Origin of the sequence: Candidatus Seongchinamella marina (assembly GCF_026262685.1) — a bacterium.
Taxonomy (GTDB): Bacteria; Pseudomonadota; Gammaproteobacteria; order Pseudomonadales; family Halieaceae; genus Halioglobus; species Halioglobus marinus.
Window position 1 is genome coordinate 103,081 of record NZ_SHNP01000006.1, and the last position, 25,310, is coordinate 128,390.

The 25,310-nt window shown below is 46.3% G+C and carries 21 protein-coding genes and 1 pseudogene; 12 read left to right on the forward strand and 10 right to left on the reverse strand.

The window, feature by feature from the left end; translation table 11 throughout:
* Nucleotides 1-48: 48 nt before the first annotated feature.
* Nucleotides 49-447 carry a hypothetical protein gene (locus EYC87_RS16325; RefSeq protein WP_279253806.1) on the reverse strand — a complete coding sequence of 133 codons (399 nt, stop codon included), beginning with the start codon at nt 445-447 and terminating at the stop codon, nt 49-51.
* Nucleotides 448-799: 352 nt separating this feature from the next.
* On the opposite strand from EYC87_RS16325, the gene EYC87_RS16330 reads away from it, so the two are divergent.
* The 3 genes from EYC87_RS16330 (at nt 800) to EYC87_RS16340 (ending at nt 4,401) form a co-directional block, all read left to right on the forward strand.
* Nucleotides 800-1,213: a thiol-disulfide oxidoreductase DCC family protein gene (locus tag EYC87_RS16330; RefSeq protein ID WP_279253807.1), complete on the forward strand. Its 414-nt coding sequence runs from the start codon at nt 800-802 to the stop codon at nt 1,211-1,213.
* Entirely contained in the window at nt 1,210-2,850 is a 1,641-nt protein-coding gene (locus EYC87_RS16335) for a saccharopine dehydrogenase family protein (protein ID WP_279253808.1), read from the forward strand. The genes EYC87_RS16330 and EYC87_RS16335 overlap by 4 nt, the downstream gene beginning before the upstream one ends.
* Before the next feature lie 405 nt (nt 2,851-3,255).
* Nucleotides 3,256-4,401 carry a sensor histidine kinase gene (locus EYC87_RS16340; protein ID WP_279253809.1) on the forward strand — a complete coding sequence of 382 codons (1,146 nt, stop codon included), beginning with the start codon at nt 3,256-3,258 and terminating at the stop codon, nt 4,399-4,401.
* 245 nt (nt 4,402-4,646) lie between these two features.
* Here the strand turns inward: EYC87_RS16340 and EYC87_RS16345 are convergent, their stop codons facing one another.
* Nucleotides 4,647-5,432, reverse strand: coding sequence for a bacteriorhodopsin (locus tag EYC87_RS16345; RefSeq protein WP_279253810.1), 786 nt, complete (start codon nt 5,430-5,432; stop codon nt 4,647-4,649).
* Between the two features lie 646 nt (nt 5,433-6,078).
* Here EYC87_RS16345 and EYC87_RS16350 point away from each other — a divergent pair.
* Both EYC87_RS16350 and EYC87_RS16355 read left to right on the forward strand, forming a co-directional pair.
* A complete protein-coding gene (locus tag EYC87_RS16350; RefSeq protein ID WP_279253811.1) occupies nt 6,079-6,339 on the forward strand; it encodes a hypothetical protein in 261 nt (86 codons plus the stop codon).
* 13 nt (nt 6,340-6,352) lie between these two features.
* A complete protein-coding gene (locus tag EYC87_RS16355; RefSeq protein ID WP_279253812.1) occupies nt 6,353-7,471 on the forward strand; it encodes an HD domain-containing phosphohydrolase in 1,119 nt (372 codons plus the stop codon).
* A gap of 374 nt (nt 7,472-7,845) precedes the next feature.
* Here EYC87_RS16355 and EYC87_RS16360 read toward each other — a convergent pair whose 3' ends face one another.
* Together EYC87_RS16360 and EYC87_RS16365 are read right to left on the reverse strand one after the other, a co-directional pair.
* Entirely contained in the window at nt 7,846-8,571 is a 726-nt protein-coding gene (locus EYC87_RS16360) for a response regulator transcription factor (RefSeq protein WP_279253813.1), read from the reverse strand.
* Between the two features lie 4 nt (nt 8,572-8,575).
* On the reverse strand, nt 8,576-8,938 hold the full coding sequence (locus EYC87_RS16365; RefSeq protein WP_279253814.1) for a response regulator: 363 nt from the start codon (nt 8,936-8,938) through the stop codon (nt 8,576-8,578).
* 146 nt (nt 8,939-9,084) lie between these two features.
* On the opposite strand from EYC87_RS16365, the gene EYC87_RS16370 reads away from it, so the two are divergent.
* The 5 genes from EYC87_RS16370 to EYC87_RS16390 all read left to right on the forward strand — a co-directional run bounded on the left by EYC87_RS16370 (nt 9,085) and on the right by EYC87_RS16390 (nt 19,198).
* Nucleotides 9,085-11,844 (forward strand): sensor histidine kinase, encoded by a 2,760-nt coding sequence (locus EYC87_RS16370; protein WP_279253815.1) that lies wholly within the window; start codon nt 9,085-9,087, stop codon nt 11,842-11,844.
* A complete protein-coding gene (locus EYC87_RS16375; RefSeq protein WP_279253816.1) occupies nt 11,831-14,509 on the forward strand; it encodes a sensor histidine kinase in 2,679 nt (892 codons plus the stop codon). The genes EYC87_RS16370 and EYC87_RS16375 overlap by 14 nt, the downstream gene beginning before the upstream one ends.
* 43 nt (nt 14,510-14,552) lie before the next feature.
* A complete protein-coding gene (locus EYC87_RS16380) occupies nt 14,553-15,119 on the forward strand; it encodes a heme NO-binding domain-containing protein (RefSeq protein WP_279253817.1) in 567 nt (188 codons plus the stop codon).
* 178 nt (nt 15,120-15,297) lie between these two features.
* A complete protein-coding gene (locus tag EYC87_RS16385) occupies nt 15,298-16,407 on the forward strand; it encodes an HD domain-containing phosphohydrolase (protein WP_279253818.1) in 1,110 nt (369 codons plus the stop codon).
* A gap of 370 nt (nt 16,408-16,777) precedes the next feature.
* Nucleotides 16,778-19,198 (forward strand): PAS domain-containing sensor histidine kinase, encoded by a 2,421-nt coding sequence (locus EYC87_RS16390; RefSeq protein WP_279253819.1) that lies wholly within the window; start codon nt 16,778-16,780, stop codon nt 19,196-19,198.
* Nucleotides 19,199-19,230: 32 nt separating this feature from the next.
* Here the strand turns inward: EYC87_RS16390 and EYC87_RS16395 are convergent, their stop codons facing one another.
* The gene (locus EYC87_RS16395) at nt 19,231-19,632 is read right to left on the reverse strand and encodes a PAS domain-containing protein (RefSeq protein WP_279253820.1); all 402 of its coding nucleotides are present in this window, start codon (nt 19,630-19,632) and stop codon (nt 19,231-19,233) included.
* A gap of 138 nt (nt 19,633-19,770) precedes the next feature.
* On the opposite strand from EYC87_RS16395, the gene EYC87_RS16400 reads away from it, so the two are divergent.
* Nucleotides 19,771-20,091 (forward strand): response regulator, encoded by a 321-nt coding sequence (locus tag EYC87_RS16400; protein ID WP_279253821.1) that lies wholly within the window; start codon nt 19,771-19,773, stop codon nt 20,089-20,091.
* Nucleotides 20,092-20,167: 76 nt separating this feature from the next.
* Here the strand turns inward: EYC87_RS16400 and EYC87_RS16405 are convergent, their stop codons facing one another.
* Complete coding sequence (locus tag EYC87_RS16405) at nt 20,168-21,994, reverse strand: ATP-binding protein (RefSeq protein WP_279253822.1); 1,827 nt, start codon at nt 21,992-21,994, stop codon at nt 20,168-20,170.
* Nucleotides 21,995-22,037: 43 nt separating this feature from the next.
* Between EYC87_RS16405 and EYC87_RS16410 the strand changes: the two genes are divergently transcribed.
* Nucleotides 22,038-22,250, forward strand: a complete 213-nt coding sequence (locus EYC87_RS16410) for an alpha/beta fold hydrolase (RefSeq protein ID WP_279253823.1) — start codon at nt 22,038-22,040, stop codon at nt 22,248-22,250.
* A 17-nt stretch (nt 22,251-22,267) separates the two neighbouring features.
* Here the strand turns inward: EYC87_RS16410 and EYC87_RS16415 are convergent, their stop codons facing one another.
* The 4 genes and pseudogenes from EYC87_RS16415 to EYC87_RS16430 form a co-directional block, all read right to left on the reverse strand.
* A complete protein-coding gene (locus EYC87_RS16415) occupies nt 22,268-23,323 on the reverse strand; it encodes a succinylglutamate desuccinylase/aspartoacylase family protein (protein WP_279253824.1) in 1,056 nt (351 codons plus the stop codon).
* A 39-nt stretch (nt 23,324-23,362) separates the two neighbouring features.
* Nucleotides 23,363-23,830 (reverse strand): ATP-dependent zinc protease family protein, encoded by a 468-nt coding sequence (locus EYC87_RS16420; RefSeq protein WP_279253825.1) that lies wholly within the window; start codon nt 23,828-23,830, stop codon nt 23,363-23,365.
* Nucleotides 23,827-24,144, reverse strand: coding sequence for a cation:proton antiporter regulatory subunit (locus tag EYC87_RS16425; RefSeq protein ID WP_279253912.1), 318 nt, complete (start codon nt 24,142-24,144; stop codon nt 23,827-23,829). Before EYC87_RS16425 ends, EYC87_RS16420 begins: the two co-directional genes overlap by 4 nt.
* Nucleotides 24,127-25,050, reverse strand: a pseudogene (locus tag EYC87_RS16430) (ATP-grasp domain-containing protein); the annotation flags it as partial. The gene EYC87_RS16425 and the pseudogene EYC87_RS16430, both read right to left, overlap by 18 nt.
* Nucleotides 25,051-25,310 lie beyond the last annotated feature (260 nt).

The window sequence follows — 25,310 nt, forward strand, 5'->3', positions numbered from 1 at the left end:
TTCCCTATCAGCCATTAATGATCGCTGAATCCCCAGCGCTGTGACACATCAAGATGTCGATATTGCGTTTTTTTGGTCTTCGGTTTCATAGGCCTGAATCAGTTCGTACCAACCAGACCCGTTAATATTCATTGGAATGTCACCAAGTCTCTCCATAGTTTCGACGTGATGCTGCCGGCCTTCCCAGGCATCTGGATCGGCCTGCCAAGCATTCAACACACGTTCCGCCTCTTCATAACTCTCGGCTTGGACCTCATACAAGGAGAGGTAAGCCGCCTTGGTGTCAAAATTTAAATGCGGGCCGCTCAGTTTGTAAACACTGCCCTTTTTAACCTGCGGGCATTTTGCCGTGTCTTCAATGTGTTGCTCTACAAACCATTCATCGAAAGCTACCTGATGTTTATCAGACACGGGTTCACACAAACCAATAAGTATGAAACTGGGCATAATATTTTCCTCACTTTTCTTTTTGTAAAAACGCTTAACACTTTTATCAATTTATTTGCATGTTTGGATCAATAATATATTACGCCGCTAATCAGTGTCGGCAAACTAACTTTCTGAGGCTGCTATCGACATCAAGATTGCTGAAATGGACACAGCAATAGGGCCAGACTGCGGAAGGTATGTTAGCAAGTGTCAATGGGCACGCTTATCAGTATTCATCGTTGAGCTTTAGTAAGCCCAGCGATTTAACTTGGCATTGCGCTGTAATATCATCGCCATTTCACGTCATCGATTTATATTCATGAGAGCATTAATTCCCCGAGAGCCCTTTTCATACCGACAAGACACGAAAGTGCCTGATTTCAACGATAGCGGTCCGATCACTGTGGTGGACGGAGATTGCGCACTGTGTACGGTTGCCGCTCGATTGATCGCCCGTTTTGACCGCGCTTTAGAGTTTCGTATCTGCCCATTGCAAACTGAACTAGGATCTGCCTTGTTAGGTCACTACGGTCTGGAGATTTCAGACCCGGAAAGCTGGCTGTATATTGTTGATGGCAGCGCATATACATCGCTTGATGGAATGATTCGTGCCGGGGCTCGCGTCGGCGGCGCAGGGTGGCTTCTGCAGCCACTCAGGTTAATGCCAGCATCAATGCAGGATTGGATCTACCAAAAAATCGCACGCAACCGTTACAGACTATTCGGGCGTAAAGACATGTGTGCAGTGCCAGATCCGGCTCTTTGTGCACGACTTATAGAATGAAGATTGTTCTTGTTGGAGGTTACGGCGTTTTCGGTTCACGTCTTGCCGAGCTTCTACTGCGTGACGGGCACAGTGTATGGGTGGCCGGCAGAAGCCTGGAAAAGGCGCAAGAACTTACCAATGTGATCGGGGGACATCCGCTTGAGGTTGATGTTCGCGCTACACCGGATAAGGTCCTGCAGCCTGGCCCAGACGTGGTCATTGATGCAACAGGGCCCTTTAAAGGCAATCAAGACAGCGCGTATCACCTACCGCGCTTGTGTCTTGCAGCCGCGGTAGATTACTTAGACCTGTCAGATAATGCAGACTTCACCTCCGGAATCTCCACCCTTGACGAGGCTGCACGCAAACAGGGTCGCCGACTACTTTCGGGGGCATCAAGCGTTCCTGGTTTGTCGTCGATTGTCGCCGCCGAACTTTGTCGCGGATATGACGAAATTCTGCTGATCGATATCGCCATCCTGCCAGGCAATCGAGCACCGCGGGGTGCAGCAGTGATAGCGAGTATCGTAGGTCAAATGGGAACACTATCGCCCGTGTGGAGAGGCGGTGTCTGGCGCAAGCAGCGCATCTGGACTGACGCAAAGCGGGTCAGTCTCGACCAAGGCCTGACTAGAACCGGTTACCTCATTGAGGTGCCAGATATTCGTCTGTTTCCAAGGTTTTTCCAAGCCCGGTCTGTTGTTTTTCGTGCCGGTATGGAACTTGGCTTGCTGAATATGGCGCTGCGCAGCCTGGGCTGGGTAAGACGCACCTGGCCGTTCGATGTCAGTCCGCAGCGCGTTCGTTTAATGCAATGGTGCGCCAATTGCCTCCTGCGCTTTGGCACCGACCGGGGCGGCATGAGCGTTACCGTGGTCGGGCGCAAGGGAGCTGCTTTCAGTCAGCGTGATTGGCGATTGATTGCTGCGGCCGGGGACGGCCCCTACATACCCGGCATTACTGCGCGCGCTTTACTGCGCAGCCTGAAGCAGGTGACCCCGGGTGCACGACCATGCCTGGCAGAACTAACACTGGATGAAGTAAATCAAGCGATGTCCGATCTTTGTGTAACGACTGAACTGAGCGAAACGGCTCAAAAAAGCTTGTTCCAAACTTGCCTTGGCGATCGCTGGGCTGAACTGCCCCCGCAAGTGCAAGACTTGCATAGCGTTCAAGACATTGAAAGCTTCTCAGGCACTGCACAGGTGCTTCGCGGTAAGTCTCTCTTCACACGTTTGCTGGCAAATATTTTCCGCTTTCCCGCAGCCGGTGAAAACGTGTCGGTGTCAGTGACGATGACACGAACAAAGCGCGGCGAAATTTGGGAAAGAAATTTTGGCGGTCGTATTTTTCGATCTCACTGTACTTCGGCGAAGGCTCCATATCTCTACAAGGAGCATTTCGGACTGTTTACCTGCGAGCTGGCGCTGCTCGTTGAAAACGAATGCATTAGCTTGCCGGTGACGCGCGGGTGGTTTGCAGGCATACCCCTACCGCGGTTTTTTTTACCCCGAAGCGACAGCCGCGAATATGTCCAATGCGGTTCATTTTGTTTTGACATCGCTCTCAGAGCGCCCTTTGGTGGTGGCTTGATTGTCCAATATCGCGGTTATCTCCAACCGGATAGGAGCGAGCTACTGCAAAATAAAAACTGACGTCGGCTTTCAGTAGACTACGACTGCTTGCAAACGGGAGGCCCTCAACATCGCGCTACTGCCCAGTTTTGCCCATTGCACGCACTTAAGCTGAGACTCCGATAAAGTAAGCACCCACAAAGCGCCTTCACGAGCGGAATGATTCTCGGACAGCAGCAGGGAAAGCCCCGGGACCAAGTTTTCTCATTATAAATTGCATATTGCAACGCGTATTGCAGCTCAAAAAACACTAGAAAGTTATCTATAAACCAAAGCGAAATTAACGCATCGTCCTTGGCTGATGACTTTGTGAACTCGGTCACAGAACTGAATTTAAAATGTAAAAAGTAGACACGATATAGCGCTATTTTGGTGGCTGGCCTCGTTATTGCGTAGCTCTGGACACATACGTTGGGAGCCGTGAACATGGCTGCGGAACTACTAAATACTCAGACAACAGTCACCGCTTACGACTTTAGTCCGTCTTCGCATGGGGGCCAATCTGAATTTGAACACGTGTTCGCCAACTTCCCTGACCTGGTGCACTCGGTCGACGAGGATGGCTTCATCGTGTACGCAAACCCGGTAGTCACAAAATTGCTCGGCTATGAGTTGGAAGAGTATATCGGGATGCGAATTGTCGACATTTATGCACCGCCTTATCATGCAGAATTGGCAGCTGGCTTCAAAGCACTAATTGCGAGGGGGGAGCTGGACACCGTTGAAAGCTGCCTAATATCGAAAAGCGGCGAAAAGATCCCTGTAGAGATAAGGTCACTCGCCAAATATTCTGATACCGGGGCGTTCTCCAAGTCTTTTTCTATCACCAGAGATATGCGGCCGATAATAGCGATGAAAGAGCAGCTCAGATCTGCCAGCAGAAAGGCTGCACAAGGTCAGCTGGCGCAATACGTGGTACACGATCTACGGTCTCCATTAACCACACTCAAGCTTCAAGCTGAATCGCTGCAAACTCTGGAAGTAGACCAGGGAGTTAGCAGAGGAAAATTAGACAAGATTTCCAGAATCACATCGTCTGCTGTAGAACAAATCGAGGAGCTGTTAAAGGTTCTCAACCGAAGCGGTAACGCTCCGATAGAAAAAAAACCATGCGATGTTGCCGAAGCGCTTCACCAGGCAGTGAACAGAGTTTATGGCGCCTCGCTTGCGGCCAACATTGCGCTGGAGACAAATATACAGATAAATAAACACACGATATTACGAGGCGACGATCTAGGGCTTCGACAGCTCTTCGGTAACCTGCTCAACAATGCTATTGCAGCTGTCAAAAAACAATATGTAGGCGAAACAGGCGGAGTGGTCAAAGCCTCACTCGTTGCAAATAAGAATTATATTGCCGTCAGAATTGAAGACAACGGAGTTGGTATTGATGACGCTGTGGCTACCAAAATTTTCGACCGCGGGTATTCAACTCTACTCGATCCAGAGGGAACTGGCTTGGGCTTGAGTATTTGCAAGAAAATAGTTGGAGAACACGATGGCCAGATCTCGCTTTTAACGTCCAAAAGTACGGTGTTCGAAGTCAATCTGCCCAAGGTTCCTAAAAGATAACTACCAAAAGCAATTCCAAATTACTGCCTCAACCAACAGTCCTGTACCAATCATTGAACGCACTCATTCAGGGCCCGCCATGGATAACGCGGGTTGCCATTAATATGAATGGTTTAGCGACTTAGTCCGACAGTGCCGTTTTCTTGGCTTTGACGGGCAAACCTCACAGGGCATCAGTGACGGGAAAGTTGTAGGCAAAAAAAAAGCCCTCAGTCGAGGGCTTCATTCTTTGGTGGGCCAGAGTGTCACGCCTTTGCAGAGGTGTCCTCATTGGCGGCATACCAGATGAATAAGCCAAAGGCGATCTTGTTCAGCACATCAGCCAGGTTGTAAACGATGTTTAACACGCCAACATCGGTTCCACCCGCCATGTAGCCGAAGAAGTAGCCGAGGGGATAAATCGACCAACCAATTGTGACCGTCCACTTCATTAGCGTATAGGACTTTTGCACTGCTGCAGGCGCTTCGTTGGCGGCCACTTTGCTGGCCTCTCCGAAGAAGATTTCGTAGAGAATGAAAGCCCAACCCAGCATACCGATGCCAAATCCTACTGTGACATTGAGATATCCTGCTTCGCCCATGTAACCCGGCACCAGCATTACCAATGTTCCGATAAGCAGTCGCCAGAAAACTCCGCCAGCCACCTTGGTGATAGCTGCTAAGATTAGATAAAACTCAATCATTAGGAGCGGTACCGTCAACAGCCAATCAATATACCGAAAGTCGGTTGGAGTATCCCCGGACATAACCCATACCTCTCTCATGTAGAAGTAGTGAAATGCCGCTATGAAGGTGACCAGCGCAGATACTGTTAGCGAGGTCGCCCATTTTCCGCCTATTCTGAGCGATTCCATCAGGAAAAACACGGTTGCGGCCGCGAGCGCCATCGAAATCAGCCAGAACGAGTATCCTACAAAGTCCCCTGACTGCAACATTAGCCCGCCCTCTGCAGCAAGCGCAGTCCCGCTGGTAGCGAGAAGACATATAGGTAAAGCGATGTACTTTATGAATTTGAACGCATCTATACGCATCATTATCTCCGAGTATGTTATTTGAAAATATCTCGGCGATCCATTAGCCCGACACTCTGCGCTTGAAACGCACAAAGATTTGCAGCTCCGTCTGTAAGCGAGTCGAAAGCTATATTCAATCGCATCGCTCAATCTAATCATGTTTTTCACGTCACGACAATGGCGAAAGAGCGAATTTATTGAAGCCAGTTCAAAAGACCGTGCCGACGTCAGAGGCCCCTGATACGCTGGTTTCGTGTCGCTTTGGCGACCCCCTGGAGCTCAAAACTGAAGTCAATCTCACTGGCAATCGGGGCGCCCTAGCTCCCGATCATTTTTGACGAAAGACGTTTACATGAGCCACAGCATCCCTCATATCCTTTAAAGCTTGCTCAGTAATCGATTTATAACCTCGCTAATCTGCTATTGATTTGCGTAATTTGGTTTAATAATTTTAAAAAATTCAATGAATCTCTATAGATACAGCACCTGTACCTTGTCTGCATTGTGAGTCGTTACAGAGTTTATTGAAATGAAACCGAACAACCTTATGACCAGTAATAGCCGTCGTCTTTTAATAGGGCTTTTTTTTGCTTCTGCATGTATCCTATCGGGGTGCTCTTCTATCAGTTATCCAGTATGGCTTGGCGACAACGGAGTAGAGCAAATGTGCGAATCGGATGGGCTGTATGCCTATTCTCACCTCGGGGTCACTAAGCAATTCGAGGTTCATCTGGTTGACGCACAAGGTATCAGCGAACACTGTGGGCAGGGCATGCATCAGGGAAAGCAAATAGAAGCATGCATTCTGGGTAACAAGAAGATTTTTGTGAAACCAGGTAACAAGTGCGCGTCGCACATGGCGCATGAGCTTAGCCACGGTTTTGGCTTGCACTTTGTTGACCGACCTACCGTTCATCGTGGTTAAGGACTGAAGCGCAGTGAGCGCTGAATTTGATCTTAAAAGATCTTGTTTTGGTGATTTTATGAAAATATTAGTGGTCGACGATGAGCCTATAATAGGATCAGAAACCAGCGAATATCTCTCTCTCCATGGATATGTTAGCGACCACTGTCATAGCTGCGATGCGGCAATGGAGATCTTGAGTTCAGACCCAGATATACGCTTAGTCATTACTGACTTACGCATGCCTGAAAAAGATGGATTTACATTAATTGAAGCAACTCAGCCGTTGCAGCGCCATATTGAGTTTATCGTGGTAACAGGCCACGGTGGGAAAGACGAGGCGATAAATGCTGTACGCACCGGTGTTTCTGAATTCCTAGCCAAGCCAGTAAATCATTTTGAATTATTGAAGGCAGTTAAAAATGCGGCTCAAAAGATTGCTGACCACGACCATGAGTTGAGTGTCAAATCTTCATTACAGGGTAAGGTTTTTGCTGGGGAAAAGAAGATTGATCGCTTACTTGGTAATCTCGATACTTCCTACGCAGAGCTAACCTACTGTCTTGCAACAGCATCTGAGTACAAAGACCCTGAGACAGGACAACATATATCGCGAATTGGAAGCTATGCCGCTCTAATCGCTGGCTTAATGGGATGGACAGAACGCAAGGTAGAAATGATTCGTTTAGCAGCCCCCCTGCACGATATTGGAAAAATTGGCACTCCAGACTCAATATTGTTAAAGCCGGGAAAATTAGGTGACGTCGAGCTCAGAGTTATGCGAACTCACTCCTCTATCGGCCATTCAATTTTGTCACAGAGCACCAGTCCTGTGTTAAAGATGGCTGCTAACATCGCTCTTGCTCATCACGAACGTTGGGACGGCAGTGGCTATCCAAATGGTCTAAGTGCCGAGGAGATTCCAGTGGAAGCTGCTATTACCGCTCTTGCGGACGTCTATGATGCGCTGCGTTCGAAACGGCCTTACAAGCCCGCTTTGGACCACAGAACAACATGCGATATTTTACTCTATGGCGATGGCAGAACTGAAGCTAAGCATTTTTCGCCCGAGCTACTGCAAATATTCAAAGAGAATCACGATAAGTTTGACGAGATCTACGAGTCTATGCGCGACCAGGCAGTAAGTTGTTAGTCGCCATGGAAAGGCGCGATTACTAATCTGAAAATACCGTGCTCGAGGCAACAATAAAATGCAAAATCAAGGTGAAGTAACGTCTTTACAAAGAGCACTGATTCTTGTCTTGTCTTTCTTTAATTCGAAATGCCCGGTGTGTGCTTCGCGTTTGAAAATCTTTTTCAAAACACCCAGAGTGTCATCAGGAACAAGCAATTGTGCTGTTTGCGGTCACCAGCAAAGCTTTGGCATCCGCAAGTGTCGAGGGGACCATTACTTTTCACCTTTAGGCTCTGAAAAACAATAAGTCGGCAAGGCCATGCAGAGGAAAGGTGGGTTGAGATTTTCAGCCACTCCGCTAATTTTGGTGCGACTGAGTGAACAATAATACGTTATTCTAAATTTACGGTTCCTGTGAAAACGTAACCTACACCACGAACGGTTTTTACAAGATTAGTGTCCGTGTAAGCTGACAGCTTTGCTCGTATACGACTGATCAAGTTATCTATAGTTCGCTCGGAACCATAGGAATTTTCGGCATAGACAAAGTCAACCAGAGAAGCACGTGACAGAACGATACTTGGACGCTCTACTAGCGACCTGAGCACAAGAAACTCGTAAGTTGTAAGTGCAATATCTTTACCGGTTGGAGAGGTCAACGACATAGCCTGAGTGTCTAGGGCGAAACCAGAAAACAGGTACTCTGCACTGCCTGCCAGTCGGCTAATACGCCCCGAAAACTGCGACCCTCGAGAGCGAGATAGTAAGCGCGTGATTTTAGCTATTATTTCGCGACTGTTATAGGGCTTACCTAAAAAGTCATCGGCACCTAACTCAATCCCTGCTACTCGCTCTTCTACCGCCGAATTTCCCGATGTAATAATTATCGGGACTTCACTGCTAGCACGCACCTCGCGAATAACATCGAGGCCATACCCATCTGGCAAGCCGAGATCAACGATCATGACATCTACCTCCCGATGACTGACATATTGCCAAAAGCTCTTAATTGAGTGACATATCGCGACTTCAAAGCCAGCATTGCTCACAGCAAAATTAATTTCATCCGCCAGATCTTTATCATCCTCAAGAATCAGCACAGCTGGTTTTTCTTTCATTGACTTATTTCTGCTCCTTGGCCGCTATGAGCGATAACAAAACGTTCACATCAATAGGTTTGGGTACCAGGGTGTAATCAATATTGTGAAGATGCGAGAGATCATCCGAGGCGCCTAAATGACCCGACACAACAATAAACCCAGGTTTCTCCCTGTCATCGCAACTATCATGGATTCGTCGAATCAGCTCAGCTCCATCTATGTCTGGCATCCGCATATCAGTAATGACCAGATCTAAACTCTGATTTTTGGCTACCTTCAACGCAGATAACGCACTGGTCTCATAAATCACATCCCTACCTGTCGATTCTATTAGGTCAGCGAGTTCCTCGGCTATATCTGGCTCATCATCTACTATCAATATCACATTAAATATCCGTTTTAATTAACCGGATTAGTTTATCTATAAGTGCACTCAGTAGTGTGTTTAAATTTATTTAAATATAGACGAGACTTCATTTTTTTGCCAATACTTTCGTTAAAATTAGACTCCAATAAGGTGTATAGAGCGCAGTGGAAAATATCATACAGCCGGACTTAGCTTCGTCATCGACCACGGACGGCGCGATCATTAGATTTTTACTGACATGCGGAGTGCTGCTTTTATGCAGCGCGAGCATTACCGTGTTTGTTGAAAACAATCACCCGGCTTTCGCCCTATCAAATCAATTTCTTGTGTTTTTGGGCGGGCTATTTTTTCTCGTCTTTTACAGTTTTCGATTTGCACTGAGTTTTATTTGCATTCAATTCGCACTCATTGCTTTTCTGGTTAGTCAACTGCACGCATCAGCTACCTTTGGGGAGAATGTCCTCGATTATTGTGTAATAGCTATGATGCTTGCATTCATTGAATGGGCGATGAGAACAGAATTTCGTATTTCATGGCCCGAGGCAGCCACTATTGCTGTCACAGCAGCGGCGCTAGCAAGGCTACTGTTTTTGCCTTTGATAGCGCCAACCGAGGGGAGTCAAGAGCGATTAATCATCTTGTTCTATTTTCCATTAAAGGCACTCGCAGTATTCATTGTTTATTTACTTTACAGTTCATTTCCGCATAGCAAAATACTGGGGAATCATCGCGAACGAATTGATATCACTATATTTTCTTTGGTGACGACGACCATGTATACAGTCGCGGCGTTCATTTTTTTCATAATGGCTTGTCTAACCGTGAATGAGCAGGTAACCAACTTATTTGACTCGACTAGAAAGCACTTGAAACAAGAAGGTATTACCCTTGCTGAAATAACGGCACGAAGTTTGCGTACTACGGAACGGCTCGCTATTCAGCTTGCAAGCACTTATAAATCGCAAGGAAATGATGATTATTTTAACGAGCAAAGTGAGTTGATTAGGCAGGTCGCTCCCTTCATCTCTGAGGTAAAAATTAGTGCAAGCGGTGAAACGGCTAAGTCGCTATACACGCACCACACAGTCAAATATCCGTTTGACACAGCAACGCGGGGATTTCTTCCCTGCCTCACTACGACGTCGATACCATGTGAAAAAGCTATAGGAAGGCACGGCAATGGCATTTACAGACTCTCTCTCGGAGCATCAAAATATCTGCTTTTTTACGTCAACTATAATTACATGCACGCCTATAACAGACCAATTATTGCAAGACATGAGAGCGGTGAGATTGTTTTTCAGTCGAAACAGGCTCAATCAACAGATTTAACTCACTATTACACGGCGAAACAACTCAAGAACAAAAACATCATGGATGAAGGTTTTCACCGTCGTGCCTGGATAGTCTTCTCGGCAGATTTTCCAGAGTTTGGAATGAAATGGAGCGCGCAAACGAAGAATAGCGCAGAGTACAACCTCGAATTATACCAATCCTTAAAACGCGAATTCGGTATTATAGCGGCGCAGTCAATGACCATAGGTGAAATATTTTTGGCCGTAGTGCTAGTTATTCAAATTGCGAGTGTTTACTACGTAGCGATCGCGTCTCGACAAATGGCAGAGCAGTTGCTGGAAATTGAGCAATGGTTCCTGCAGTCTGACTACGATTTGGATGTGAAGCTTTCCAGGCTGCCCGAAATGAATCAGATTGTCAGAAGAATACAAAACGCGGCCTATGCTCAAAGAAGAGACATTACCGAAAAGATGGAATTGGGACGGCTAATGCTTCTTGAGCATAACGAACTAACAGAAATGGTTAATGCTGCCGGAGCGTTTAAGATTTTGCTCCTTTCTGACGACGGTGAAATTATTATTGCGAATGCTTCTGCCCGCGAGCTCTTGAGTGTAGACATAGGTACAAAATTGTTTTCTTCTGACTCAAACAATATTCCTCACTATGCAAACCCCTTGCTAAAAAAAGTAGCCGAGCAATGTGAGGAATTGAAAAGCAACAGCTCGTTACGCTCTATCGAAGATGAGATTGTCATACGCGACGCCAGTAAAAATAACGAATATTGGCTGATTGCTGTATCGCGCTATAGAAGTCATGAAGCAACAACGGGCTCGTACAGAGACAGAAGTCTGATTTTTATCAGTAATATTGATGAACTCGTGGCGGCGCGGTCACAGTCAGAACACGCAGATCGCCTGAGCTTACTGGGCGAGACAGTAGCGGGGATGGCGCACGAAATGAACCAACCACTCAATGTTATAACGCTGGCAGCGGAAAACTGCGAATTACTGATACAACAAGAAACGCCTGACAAGGAAAAAATAATTGGAAAGATTCACAGAATTAAAAAACAGGTTGAGCGAGCAGCAACACTGATTACAAGAATAAAAGGACACGGAAAGGCTCAGGAAGAGGATCGCCTCGTCTTTGACGTGTCTGAGGCAGTGCATTCTGTTCATCAGATGCTTGCCCCACAGCTTGACTTAGATAATATTTCGCTTAATGTAATAACAAGCAAAGATTATTTTAAAGTAAAAGGGGCACAGACAAAGCTGGAGCAGGTGATCTCTAATATTGTTATTAATGCCAGAGATGCAATTGTTGCCAACAAACAGCGATCGAATGACGAATCTATCATCGTCAAGGTGGACGGTGTACATAAAACCGTGATTTCTATTAGTAACTATGGCCCAGAAATATCTGCAAATGAAATAGACAAAATATTTAATCCATTTTTCACAACGAAGATGCGCTCTGATGATTCGGGTTTGGGTCTGGGCTTAGCGATTTGTGCACGACTCGTTAGTGAATTAAGCGGAACAATTAGTGTTGAATCGCGTGAGGAACGAACAACATTCATTATCGATCTCCCTAATTATGAAGGCGATACGTCAAGTGAAAGCGCATAGCACGACATACGGAATGAGGCTTTCTGCATTAATAGATAAATTCGATGTTGTCGAATTCATTCTAATATTGATTATTACGGGCCTTGCTGTTGGAGCCTTGCTCGAACCGATAGTTATTAGCGGCGTACCAATATTTGCTACAGAAGCATTCCTGTTTCTACTTTTCGCCCATACGTCTTTTAAGAAAATGTGTTTCGTCTTATTGCTTTTTGCTATCGGATGCAGCCTTGCTGTGCCCTTTCATTTTTCGCCGATCGTGTTAATACTGATAGCTACTATACAAGCGTTTTCGATCCGCTTTGTAACGCAAAAATTGGCATTCGGCACAGTAACGGAAGGCATTATCTTCGCGTACTTTGCTGTTATACCCCTCATGTTCGGCACATTTTATCTCTCTCATAACGATGTTCAACTCGCTTCACTACAAATCGCGCGAAAGGTAATGGAGGGTTTATTTTGCATCTTCGTGTTCCATATAATCGACAAGGCCGCAATATATATCAATGCTTACTACCATAGGTCACTTCCTTTATTTCCGTCGACCATATCAACAAAAGAATTTGTCCAGTCGATGATGGCAATTGGCCTTACCGGTGTGACGCTGCTTATGACTTCCGTTGATTTAGAGGAACTTGACACCTCATGGGAGTACGCAATGTACAACTCTATCGAGGCGATACAAGCTGAGCATAGCGTAGCCATGCGACAACGAATTGCGCCGCTAATTGCCACCCAGGGTCCGATTAGCACTGCCCCGGGCACTTTATCTAATAACGAAAAACAGAAGAGGTATGCAGAAGCAGGAATTATCAGTGCCAGATTTATTCCAATTTCCGCAGATCAAAAAATCGAAGATTTAGGCGAGGATTACATAGAAACTCTGTATACCGTTGCCAAGCTTCGCCGAAGTCCTTCAGCATTTGCTGTTATCAGGGCTGATGATACTAACGGCGAGCGGTGGGATTTCTTAACTGCCTATGGCACATCCGGAGTTCTTGTATTATCTTTTAAAAGTCAAGAAGCATTCTCTAGCTTTTTTTCAACTGAAAACACACACATCAGTCTTTCTGAAGAAGGCTACAAGAGGCATGGGCGGTCAGGGAGCTTGGAAAACGCGCTTTCGGAAAACCCAAAACTTAAAGAAATCACCCTATTCGAAAATGATTCCATGAGCTTATGGGTTCGCTCGGAGCTATTTATACATAACCATATGTTGCTCTCGGCTCTTGCTGACGGTCAGTCCCATCTGACTTTTTCGTCAGTATCGGCTCTCAGCCCTGGGGGTATAGAGTGGACATTCATTACTATTACGGACGCTTGGCCATATGTATTTCAGCACTATTCTCCTTTTCTGCTAACAACCGGCTGGGGCTTTCTTGCTCTATCTCTTTTTATAATAAGCCTTGGATATTCTGTCCACAGAGCGTTAGATCCCGGGCGGGTACTTTCTAGAGACTACTCAAATTATATTATTTCTGTGATGGGGTTAGAGACAAACGCCGAGCCGCCGAAAACCCGGACGACTTTTATCGAAGAGACAGCCAACATACAAGATACATTGCTGGCGTTAACGCAAGAAATTCAAACGATGAATATTGCGATGCAAGACACTTTAGGTAGTTATCAACATTTTTTCGACGAGATGCCAGTCGGCGTAATGGGCATAGACGAGACAGGTAAAAGAAGTTACATAAACGAAAGTTTGGCAAAGATCTGCAGACTGAGTTCTGTAGCGTTGAACGATATTCAAAACCAAGCCATAGTGCTCTTTAACAACAACCATACTACAGCGATAGATATTGAGATTGTCTGTGGTGACGGCAACCCACATCAGCTTGATCTCTATACTGTGGATCGGCTCGGTGAAAAAGGATTGAAGAAAGGTATTTGGGTTATTATCGCGGATCGTACAGAGGAGAAGTTGAAAGATAAGCAACTCGCGCAAGCTTCCAAGCTCGCAACTCTCGGACAGATGTCGACCGAAATTGCCCATGAACTCAATCAGCCGCTAAACGTTGTTTCATTATGCCAAGCTACCATAGTTGCTGAAATTCAAAAGTCAGACACTGACAAAGAAAAGGTACTGAAAAAGACAACACGTATAAAGTCAGCTGTTGATCGCGCATCTCGAATTATTAATCATATGAGAGTCTATGGCCGCGTGGATGCCGGAAAGCTTGAGCTCATCGACGCTCGACTAGCAATTCAGGGCGCTTTAACGATGACAGAAGATCAGTTAAAAATACTCGGTCTTATGGTGCGGACAGAGATTCCTGATGATAATTTGCTGGTAATGTCTGATGTTACAAAATTGGAACAAGTCATCATAAACCTGATTTCCAACGCCAGGGATGCGGCAGTTGAAAATGCAGAAAGGCCTGAGATACAGTTAAGGGCTGAAGCTGAATCTGGACAGGTAAAGATCGTTGTGCAAGATAACGGTGGCGGCGTGAAAGAAGAAGATCTTTTTAAGATTTTCGAACCGTTTTGGACGACGAAGCTTAGTGGTGAAGGAACTGGCTTGGGTGGCTCAATAAGCTACGGAGTCATTAAGGAAATGGGGGGAACAATTGTGGCTGATAACGTCCAGGACGGACTGAGAGTGACGATAACCCTCAAACAGTTTCGAGGCGAGAAAGCACTCAGCAGATCGGCCACTGCCTAGGTCGTTACAGGTAATTTTTCAACTTTTTTGAGGTCTTAGTTACGTGTACGGTATCATTAATAGTTCATTTAAAAAATACATAGTCGAAGTCTATGGCGACGAGCAGGGGACGGAGATCAGCGACTCCTCAGGGGTCAAATCAGAGGTATTCAACGAATATCGCAGCCATGACGATGAAAATACGCTGGCGCTTTTAAAGGCTGCAGTTGAAGTCACCGGCGAAACTCCAGACCACCATCTCCGACAATTCGGCCGCTTTTGGGTTCGTAGAGTTGCAACGAATGACTTTCGCGGACTCATTGACAGCTACGGTGGTGATTTTGTATCTCTGATTCAAAACCTCGATTCGATGCACAAAGAGATATCCGGCACCTTTCTAGACTACTCACCGCCGAGCTTCGCAATAAAAGAGCTGACTGAATCACGCTACAGCGTTACTTATCAAAGCTATCGCCAGGGTTTCACTCCTTTCGTTTTGGGAATACTCGAAGAGCTGGGTGATTTCTACGGGCGCGTCACAACGATAGAATCAGTTGAGACAACGTTAAGTGACAAGGGCGAGAAAAGTGTAATCTGCGTAGAAATCCCGAAGAAAAACCTCGAAATTTAAGAAAATCACCTCGATTTTCTCTCTCAAGTCATTTTTAGAACGCGCCGTTTGTTTTGCCTGACGAACGTAAAGTCCGTTTAATAAATTTAATAGAATGAGTGCGAGTTATTCCACGATTTTCTTCTAAGCTGTACTCATGGATGGCTTAAGTAACCCCACTTACTAATTGGTTTTTGAAATGAAAATTTTGCTCGTAGAGGACGACCTGGCAACAAGAGAAGAAGTCTCCGATTTGCTAGAGACACTGGGCCATGACACGGTCGACTCGGACTGCGCTGAAGAGGCATTACAGTACATTCGATCAGACGGATCTGCCGATTTGATTTTATTCGATTTAAATATGCCAGGCACCTCAGGTTTGGATATGATCAAGGAGGTTCGCCACACGTCGGCACAGGCAGTTAGCACAATGCCAGCAATTTGTATGACAGGCTCGAAGGATGCTCATGCGGTAGTAGAGCTGCTCAAAACTGGTATTACAGATTTTCTTTTTAAGCCACTACGCCTGGCTGATCTCAAGTCTTCACTACAGAAAGTTGAGAGCGAAATCAGTCGAGTGAGAGCGCAAGAGAGTCAAGCCGCAGCGCTCAATGACAAGCTTAATGAAAAAGATAAGTTACTTGAGGAGCTTTCACTCGAATTATCTGAAAGCCAGACAGAATCAGTGCTTTGTTTGGCCTATGCCGCAGAATACAAAGACTTGGGAACTGGCGCTCACCTCCGACGAATTAGCAAATACGCAGAGCGAATGGCGGAGCTGCTGGGCTGGTCAGAAGAACGATGTTCCAGTATCGCCCTGGCGGCGCCGCTGCATGACGTAGGCAAGATAGGTATTCCTGATACCGTACTGAATAAGACAGGAACGCTTACGAGTCGAGAGTTTAATTGCTTGAAGTCTCATACCACGCTCGGAGCTGAAATTCTTTCCGCGTCGAAAAGCCCCGTGATGCGATTAGGAGCGAAAATCGCTCATTATCATCACGAAAATTATGATGGAACAGGCTATCCAAGTGGGCTTGTGGGGAGTCAGATACCTATAGAGGCCATGATTACTGCCATAGTCGATGTCTATGACGCTTTAAGAACCAGTCGACCGTATAAAGAAGCTATGGATCACGCGTCAGCTATAGACACAATGTGCAACGGCGACGAACGAACAGATGTTTCAAAATTTCACCCAGAATTATTGAAAACGTTTTTACACAATCATCACGATTTTGGCGAAATATATCGTAAAAATACTGTCGCAGACGTCCCACCAATCGTGCTGAATGCAGTCGCGCATTAAGATTAGCGCATAGGATCGCATCGAGCGATTCCTGCACAGAAGCGTCGTCAGCATAAGCGCGCCCCTAAATACACGGGTTGACAAAGAGGCGGCTTCTTTTATTTAGCGACAGTTGCTATAGCCTACCCTTGCGGTGAGACAGCGATGCCGACCTGGTCTTTCCCTGCTCAAAAACTGTTCTAACGCAGCTAACGAAAAAGCGAACTCTGACCACTTAAAGAAACTTAAGTCAAATTCTGATGTCTTTTCATCAGTGCTATTGAGAAACATCGCTCGCCACTAACAACTTATCTAAATATACTTTAGGCTATCGAAGTCTAACTTATTCTGTTCAGACCAATTTACAGCATAATTAAAATTGGAAGTCACAATGCGAGACAATCCGGAAGTCACGACACGAGACGATACTGATTCGCAGAGCCACCTGTTAGCAGAGCGTAATCGGTATTTCAACAAGTTAATGATGATGCTCGTGTGGATCGGTTTGGCTGCTAATATTGCGGTGACATTTAACTGGTTGGAGACTGGTTGGCGGCCTGGCGTTCTTATTGGATACCTACTGAATATCATTGTAGTCGTGCTGCTGATCTTCCGCGAAAACATAAGCCTTCGCGTGCGCGCGACCATTTTTCAATTTTTATTTACCGGCTTATTTATTACCAGCATCTTAAGTGTCGGTTATTTCAGTGCATATCATGCGGGAGCACTGCTTTTGACAGCAACCGCCTACATATTTTTGAGCGCGCGAGAAGCAATCATACAATACGTGGTGTGTGCTGGTGTATATGTAGTATTTTTATTGATAGTAGGTACAGAATTATCTCCTGATTTTATTAGCTACGAGACAGCATCATCAACTTCCGCATTTAAGATCTCCTACTTCATGACACAACTCCTCCTCGGCAGCGGCCTATACTGTTTAATTAGCATGAACAGTCAAATTCAATATCGGGCTGCGCACGAAAATGCAAAATTAGCGGAAGAAAATGAAGCTCTTATTTCCCTGATTTCCGAGGCTCCCTTTGGATTAGGGCTTTGGAACCCAGAAGGAATATTAGTATTTTCTACCAAAGAGCTTGAAGAAATGCTTGATGCAATGAATATTTATCAAGACGGAACCCTACAGTTCGAAGAATTACTGGATGCTGCCCTGAAAAAAAACCTGCATTCGCTTGAACCGGGACAAGAGAATCACTGGCATAAGCAACGAATCAAGGAGTTCTACGCAGGGACACATGATAGCGAATATGAGATGAGTGACGGAAGGTTCGTATCTGCAATCGACAGAAAAATATCCAATGGCTTCATTGCGAGTTTCAGGAAAGATATTACCCATATAAAACAAGCGGAACGCAAAATACGCTTCATCACGGATAATGTCACTGAAAGGGTACTCGCAGTTGGAAGGAAAGGCGACATAACATTTGCCAACGCTGGTGTTGAGGCATCGTTTGGTATGGGCAGCGAGGAGCTTGTGGGTAGCTCAATACATCACTTATTTACACCGCAGTTTAAAACTAGACTGGATGAAATACTTGACACAAAAGATTCAGATGGCTTCAAAACACAGGTATTTACGGAAAACGTTGAAGCAGTCAGAAAAGATGGGACACGCTTTTCTGTGGACGTGCGCTGCAAACGTACTCAGGTGGTAGATGGAATAGAGCTATTAATGGTTATTTATGATCACTCATCGCTTACCAAAGACGAATTGAGAGTCAAGCAGCTTCATGAGGCGATCCAAAAAATTACTGCCGGGATCGCTTTGATCGCAAAGACCGGGGAGCTGTCATTTTTTAATGGGTCCTTCAAGGATCTAGTCGGTGGCGATCCAAATCTAGAGTTGGGCGGTTCGTTCAGCTCTTTGATCGACAAACTTGTAACGTCTGATTGGATGTCAAAAGAAAATCCAACCGACACTGAGCAGCAGTTGCGTAGTGCATACGAAAATGTGCGCTCTGGACATGTAGAAATCGCTGCCAAAGACAATAAATGGTTACAAATTAGCTTTTTTCATCTTTCTGATGGAGACCGGCTTTGCGTGATTATTGATGCATCACAAGCTAAAGCGGTCAATGAACAGTTAGTTCAGACAGGCAAGCTCGCTTCACTTGGAGAGATGGCGGCGGGCATCGCACATGAAATTAATCAACCCCTCAACGTTATCAAATTAGCATCACTCAATTTAGAAAATATACTGTTGTCAGAATCGTCATATACAGAGCCCGTTCAAAAAAGGATAGAAAGAATAATTAGTCAGGTCGACAGGGCTGCAAAAATAATTGATCAGATGAGACTTTACGGTCGCGAAGCAAAAGAATCATCTAGCGAGGCAAATCCGCTAGTTTGCATCAAAGATGCCGTTGAAATGCTTTCCGCAGAGTTTAAATTGGAAAGTATTGATTCAGAGCTGATGCTACCCGAGCGATTACCTTTTGTGAAAATACATCCAATTAAGTTAGTGCAGGTTTTAGTCGTAATGATGACTAACGCCAGGGACGCGTTTAACGACAACAGCATACCGCGCCAAGATCGTATTTTAATGATTAGCGCCGAAATGAACGACTCAGACACACTTAAAATAATATTGGCGGATAGTGCAGGTGGAATTCCGTCGTCGGTGATCAGTAAAGTCATGGACCCGTTTTTTACAACTAAACCTCCTGGAAGCGGAACAGGTTTAGGGCTTTCAATAGCAAGCCGAATCATTGCGGATGCTAGTGGACATATATCGGTTAATAATCGAGACGCAGGCGCAGTTTTCGAAATCACATTGCCCGTAGTTCACTAAGCAGGTGACACAATATTCACGATCTGTGCAGCTTAGGAGCTGTCCAAAAAATTCTGACAAGCGACATCGAGGGTTTCAAGTAAGTCACTGAGCACGCGCTCGGAAGTTGTTGGTGATGAAGACAAGCCCGTGCCTAACGCAATCATAAAAGTATCTGTGCTTAATGCTGACACAAAACTAATAACGCTTGCAGATTTGTTGTGCATTTTTTTCCGGAGCAGATCGTTCTCGGACGCAAACCTCAAAATTTTAATAAAAGCAGAATTTACAAAAGTACAATCCCCACTTGAATCAATACCATAGATAGCTTCACCGGTTGAGTTAATCAGCAAATTTAACCAATCCGATTCGGCACCCAAATTTTCAATACGGTGAACTTTGCTCTCAATCGACTTACCAAGATAAAAAAACAGTGGATAAGACGACTGGGACAATATCGATTATGTAGTGCAGATAGCTGCTCTGATGAATTTTCACAATCGAGCCCAACGGAAAACCGAAATCAAACAGTACAATGTCATCGCCGAAGATAGCGAGGCCAATCAATTCATAATCTCAACTATGCTAGGCAAATGGGATATACGGCCGACATGGTCGCAGATGGCAGAGAAGCCGTGGATGCAAGTCGAGCGGGATACTACGACCTTATCTTTATGGATATTCGAATGCCTAATATGAATGGCAAGGAAGCCACCCACAAAATTCGACAGGCGGCGATTCGGCAGCCAACCATCGTTGCACTAACAGCGAACGCGTTCGATGCAGACAAACCTCAGGATCTGTCGGCTGGCATGTATGGGTTTATCACCAAGCTCATCAGTCTCGAACGCTTAGTTAACGCATTTAAATCTGTAGACAATTCAGCGGCAGATTTACAAAGAATAGCGGATTAAGAAATTCACGTCTTTTGTCAGGGCGAGAAAAATGAGCAGGCATGCCTTTCGAGGTCTTCACAGTCTGCCTCGTAGCCTAGCCAGAGTTGACCGCATTACGAATTTTTCTTAGTTTTTCTGGAAATGTCGCAACATCAATTGGTTTTGTCATGTAAAAGTCGCACCCCGCCGAGATACACTTGTACTCATCACCTTTTATCGCATGTGCTGTTAGAGCCACCACCGGGCACGCAATTTTAAGTGCCTTGAACTTGGTAGCGGCCTCATAACCGTCCATTATTGGCATTTGCATATCCATAATAACAATATCGGGAGGACTGTTTTGCTTCATCATCTTTTTGTAGCACTCTAAAGCAAGGGCACCATTGGTGACATGATCTACCTGTGCTCCTTGCTGTTTGAGAATAATCATAAGTAGTTCAGCAATGCTGACACTATCCTCACAAAGAAGTATCCGCCACCCATCTAAAGCGGCTTCGGATTCGCCACTTGGAGTCGTGTCGCGACTGTATTCCAGCACTTCTGCACCAGGTCTGAACCACTGCGCATCTGGAGAGAGAGCGACATCCAGGGCAATCTTAAAGGTCGTTCCTCTTCCCTCTTCCGACTTAGCTTCCAAGGACCCTTGCATTAGTTTCAACAAGCTTGTAACCAGCGCCAGACCTAATCCAGCACCCTCAATTTCACTTGCATTGCTGGTTTTGTGTAAACGCGAGAACGGTAAAAATGCCTCGTTAATTAAATCCGGAGCCATTCCGCATCCTGTATCTTCAATCTGAAAAATTAGCTTACATCCAGAATTAACGGGAGCGGCGCTGACCGTCACTTTCACGTAGCCTTCTTCAGTATACTTAAGCGCGTTAGATATTAAGTTTGTGAGAATCTGTCTTACCTTGACTCTATCTACTACTACCTCTGTAGGAACTGTTCCCTGATAATCGATTACTAGTTCAAGCTCTTTCGATTTAGCTCGAGGGCGCTGATTCTCTACGCAATCGTCCAAAAAACCTGTTAATGAGATACGATCCAGATCAAGTGTTGCCTTACCGGCTTCAACAGCGGCAACGTCAAGCACGTTTCCTATCAGTTCCTGAAGATGACGGGTGCTCGAAATCAACTGCCTGCGCCACTTAATCTTCTGGAAATCATCAAGTTCCCCTGCCGAGAGTAAATCTGCGTAACCGACTATAGACGTCATCGGTGTTCGTATCTCGTGCGTCATATTTGCAAGAAATCTACTTTTTGCTTCGGATGCGCTTTCCGCACTGCGTCGTGCTTTTGTAAGATCCAGAGCTTGTGATTTAAGTTCCGCCTCTTTTTCGCTCAGCACCAGCACAGCCTGTTCCAGGCGCTCCATTGCAATTGCGGTATCAATTCGATTAGACGCCAACGCTGCTATCGTTTTGAAGAGCTGAACGTCCTCCGTGGAAAAAAAATCAGCGTCCGGGTGCTCTGAATCCAGCACGCCGATAACACGATCTTGATGGGTAATAGGTACAGCCAGTTCCGAAAGACGGAATTCATCATCAAGGATATATCTAGAATCTTGTCGTGTATCAGAGATAATTTGAGCTTCCCCTGTGCAGGCTACATGTCCAACTACGCCCTCGCCTACCTTGATTTTTAACGGACTAGCAATCTGCCGCTGGTCAGGGTTTTTCGGTCCATGTGCAGCGACTTGAAAGAGGTATTCATTGTCTTCATCCACTAAATAAACCACGCAGTCTAAAAAGCCGAGCTCTGCAATAGCAGTTTTCGCTATGTTCCAGCAGATGTCTTCAACGCTTTTTAGTGGTTCTTGGCTGAGCGTGAATCGATGCAGAATTTCGAGGTACCGATGCCTTTGAATTGGCTGATTGGCGACATCTGTTTGGTCGTCTGCTGATGGTTTCTCATAATTCACGTCAGTAAGTATAAGGCATTTAGGATTTTTTTTCGTAGCAACAGTGTTAACGACTTATAAGCCAGAAGTCGGTGGCTCAATGGCGATCAAGTTTGCCCATGATCACCCTGAAAGAGTAAAGGGTCTTTGCTTGCTTGGCTCCACAGCCAGCTGGGTGCAGCGAGACGACTTCCAGACGGGTCTGCCTGAACCGGCTCTAGATGCGCTGGCCCGAAATTGGAGAAAAGGTGTATTGTGCGAGCCTGGCTTGTCTTAAACGCTGCCGAAACCCGCTCAGGTAATAGGTGCCTCTCCAGCGGCCTCTGGTTCAGTTATGGAGTCATCCAGTTGGTGCTCTTCTTGGAACCTTTCGACATCTTTCTCGACGGTAGCAACTTTGCGTCCGTACTCAGCTATATGAAAGATTGCATCCCCTTCATAGACTAGCGGCAAATTTGTTCGCCCAATGACTACTCCATTGCTAGGCGAAACTACGGGTGTCTCATCGGCACCCAAAGGATCCGCGACCATTGCAATGACCTGCCCCTTTTCTACCTTTCCTCCCAGCGGAGCAAAGGTGCGCAAAATGCCACTCTCCGGAGCCCGCAACCAGCTTGTTTGGTCGCTGACAATAGGTGGTCGAGGCACTTTTTTACTCCGTGATTTGGGTAACATTCCTATACTTCGCATAACGTTGATAACACCTTTGACACCCGCTCGAATATAAAGCTCGTCAAAGCGCAATGCCTCACCCGCCTCGTAAAGAATCACCGGTATACCCGCGTCACCGGCGCAAGCCCTTAACGACCCATCTCGAGTCTTGGCATCAATTGCCAGCGGCACCCCAAAGGCCTCGGTCATCGCGAAGGCGTCCGGGTTATCCAGATCTGCTCGAATTTGAGGAAAATTGGATCGGTGCCTGGCCCCCGTGTGCAAATCGATGCCGTGGGTGCATTTGCTAACAATTTGCTCAATGAAAGTATGGGCAACCCTGCCGGTGAGCGAACCCCTGGGTGAGCCCGGAAATGACCTGTTCAGATCGCGGCCATCCGGAAGATAGCGCATGTGGTTGAGAAATCCGTGTACGTTTACGATGGGTATCGCGATCAAGGTTCCGCGTAGACTGTTTAGCGACCTGTGCTGAAGAACGCGGCGGATGATTTCTACGCCATTGATTTCATCTCCGTGAATCGCTCCACTAATAAACAGCGTAGGGCCTGGCCGCTTACCCCTGATCACTTGCACAGAAATCGACATATCATCATGGGTATACATAGGCGCGACTCGAACATCAATCGACTGGCGGTGACCAGGGCTGATGGCGATGCCACCTATCATCAAATCAGGCATGTAATCCTCAAACTCCCAATGCCAAAGCAACGCGAGGCATCACTCTGCAGTGCCTGCTTTCTTGCGCCTTTTTATTCGTTTTCCCTGTAGATACGACCTTCCTGAATCCACAAGATATTGGCCACGTATTGCAGTGCGCCCGAGTAGCACAAGAAACTTCATACTATCTCTGTCTGTCAACGTAACCTCGATACGGTGCTTTTTCTCTCCAATCATGATGTCCGTTTCTATAACAAAACGCTGCTCTTCGTGCCCGCCTGAGTCTCTGACCGTGCGCTGATCTTTTAATAAAGCTTCGCACTGAACATCTTGCGTCGTATCACTGTGCTCGGAACGGATGCAAAAACGAACCCATGCCTTACCTTCGCGCTCGAATGGTTCGACGGAAAATGCGTGCAAACAGCTGGTTCGTGCGCCCGTATCTACCTTCGCCTTTATCTCTGATATTCCAAGCTCGGGAAAACCCAGCCACTCACGCCAGCCCAGTACTGATTTTCCTGTGCTCATGAGTCTTCCTTTTCTGTCGACTCATCAGGAGTATCGACGATTTGAGTATCGAGGTCCTGAATAACAGGCCTACGCTTACGCTTGGTCTTAACGGGTATCATCCCGCGCATAGATTCTAGCTTACCGAAACAAAGCAGTTTATCGCGGGGCTCCAGCACACGTTCGTTACGTGGATTTGGAATGATTTTATCGCCTCTATAAAGTGTAAGAATGTTGATATCGCTCTCTGCTAGCCGCGTCTCTGTAATAGTCTGGCCGATAAATTTAGAACCCTCCGGGACATAAATTTCCGTCACTCCATAACCTTTACTCACCGTTAAACGTTGACGCAAATCGATTTCTGGAAAATCGACCTGAGCCGCTATGTAGTCAATGACTGCACCGGCAATATCTAATTCCGTACAAGTTTCAATCCCTTCCAGGCCTGGCGACGAGTTTACCTCCATTACCTGCGGCCCATCCTCGCCCTCCAGCATATCGACGCCAGCGACCTGCAAACCAAGAATTTGCGCACACCGGACAGCTGTTTCCCGATATTGCTCGTCCAACTCTATCGGCTCTGCTATGCCTCCCCGGTGAACATTGCTGCGAAACTCTTGGCCCTGCGCCACCCGCCTCATAGCTGCTACCACCCGGTCACCGACTACAAAGGCCCTGACATCCTTGCCCTTGCTTTCGGCAACGAATTTTTGGATAAGCACATTTTGCTTCTGGCTCTGTAACAGTTCGACTATCGAAGTAGCCTGAGTCACTGACTCGGCGAGTAACACGCCAATTCCTTGCGTTCCCTCGATCAACTTGATGACTACAGGTGCACCTCCCACGCGCTCAATCGCCGGGAGTACGTCTTTTTTATCGCGAACAAACGTAGTTCTGGGAATACCCACATGATGCCTGCTGAGAATCTGTAAACTGCGAAGCTTGTCACGCGAGTTGGAGATACCGTGGGCAGTATTTGCACAAAATACGTCCATTTCCTGAAACTGCCTGACCACCGCTGTGCCGTAGTATGTGATTGATGCCCCAATTCTCGGCAGCACCGCATCGTAGTTACTCAAGGCCTTCTGGCGGTAATACAGATCTGGTGAGCCCCGTTCGAGGTCTATAGCAAACTTGAGTGTGTTTAGCACTTTTGCCTGATGGCCACGCTGTTCTGCCGCCTCTTTCAAACGTCGCGTGCTATAAGCATTCGGGGCACAGGAGAGAATTGCAAGTTTCATATTTCTATTACCTTTTTTATCGCACTAAACCTGAATGCCCGGCATTTAGATCAGAGTCTCGATAATTTTACCTCTATATTCGTTCGTCAGTTTATAGCAAAACTGAGGAATGACTTACTCTGGTTGCGACGTCGCAAGTCTGCACCTAAAGACCCAATTTGAGCATGTCAGCTTCCAGGCACTATTGCTCAACAACTGCCCCTGAGGGCGCGCTGTTGAGCGGCATATAGTCCGTTCAGTTAATTTACAGAGCGATCTTC

Coding starts and splice junctions, on each gene's coding strand:
- EYC87_RS16360 (WP_279253813.1), bottom strand. CDS start 8,571: ATGAAAGAAAAACCAGCTGTGCTGATTCTTGAGGATGATAAAGATCTG.
- EYC87_RS16325 (WP_279253806.1), bottom strand. CDS start 447: ATGCCCAGTTTCATACTTATTGGTTTGTGTGAACCCGTGTCTGATAAA.
- EYC87_RS16385 (WP_279253818.1), top strand. CDS start 15,298: ATGAAAATTTTGCTCGTAGAGGACGACCTGGCAACAAGAGAAGAAGTC.
- EYC87_RS16335 (WP_279253808.1), top strand. CDS start 1,210: ATGAAGATTGTTCTTGTTGGAGGTTACGGCGTTTTCGGTTCACGTCTT.
- EYC87_RS16390 (WP_279253819.1), top strand. CDS start 16,778: ATGCGAGACAATCCGGAAGTCACGACACGAGACGATACTGATTCGCAG.
- EYC87_RS16420 (WP_279253825.1), bottom strand. CDS start 23,830: ATGAGCACAGGAAAATCAGTACTGGGCTGGCGTGAGTGGCTGGGTTTT.
- EYC87_RS16350 (WP_279253811.1), top strand. CDS start 6,079: ATGTGCGAATCGGATGGGCTGTATGCCTATTCTCACCTCGGGGTCACT.
- EYC87_RS16340 (WP_279253809.1), top strand. CDS start 3,256: ATGGCTGCGGAACTACTAAATACTCAGACAACAGTCACCGCTTACGAC.
- EYC87_RS16345 (WP_279253810.1), bottom strand. CDS start 5,432: ATGCGTATAGATGCGTTCAAATTCATAAAGTACATCGCTTTACCTATA.
- EYC87_RS16415 (WP_279253824.1), bottom strand. CDS start 23,323: ATGCCTGATTTGATGATAGGTGGCATCGCCATCAGCCCTGGTCACCGC.
- EYC87_RS16400 (WP_279253821.1), top strand. CDS start 19,771: ATGGGATATACGGCCGACATGGTCGCAGATGGCAGAGAAGCCGTGGAT.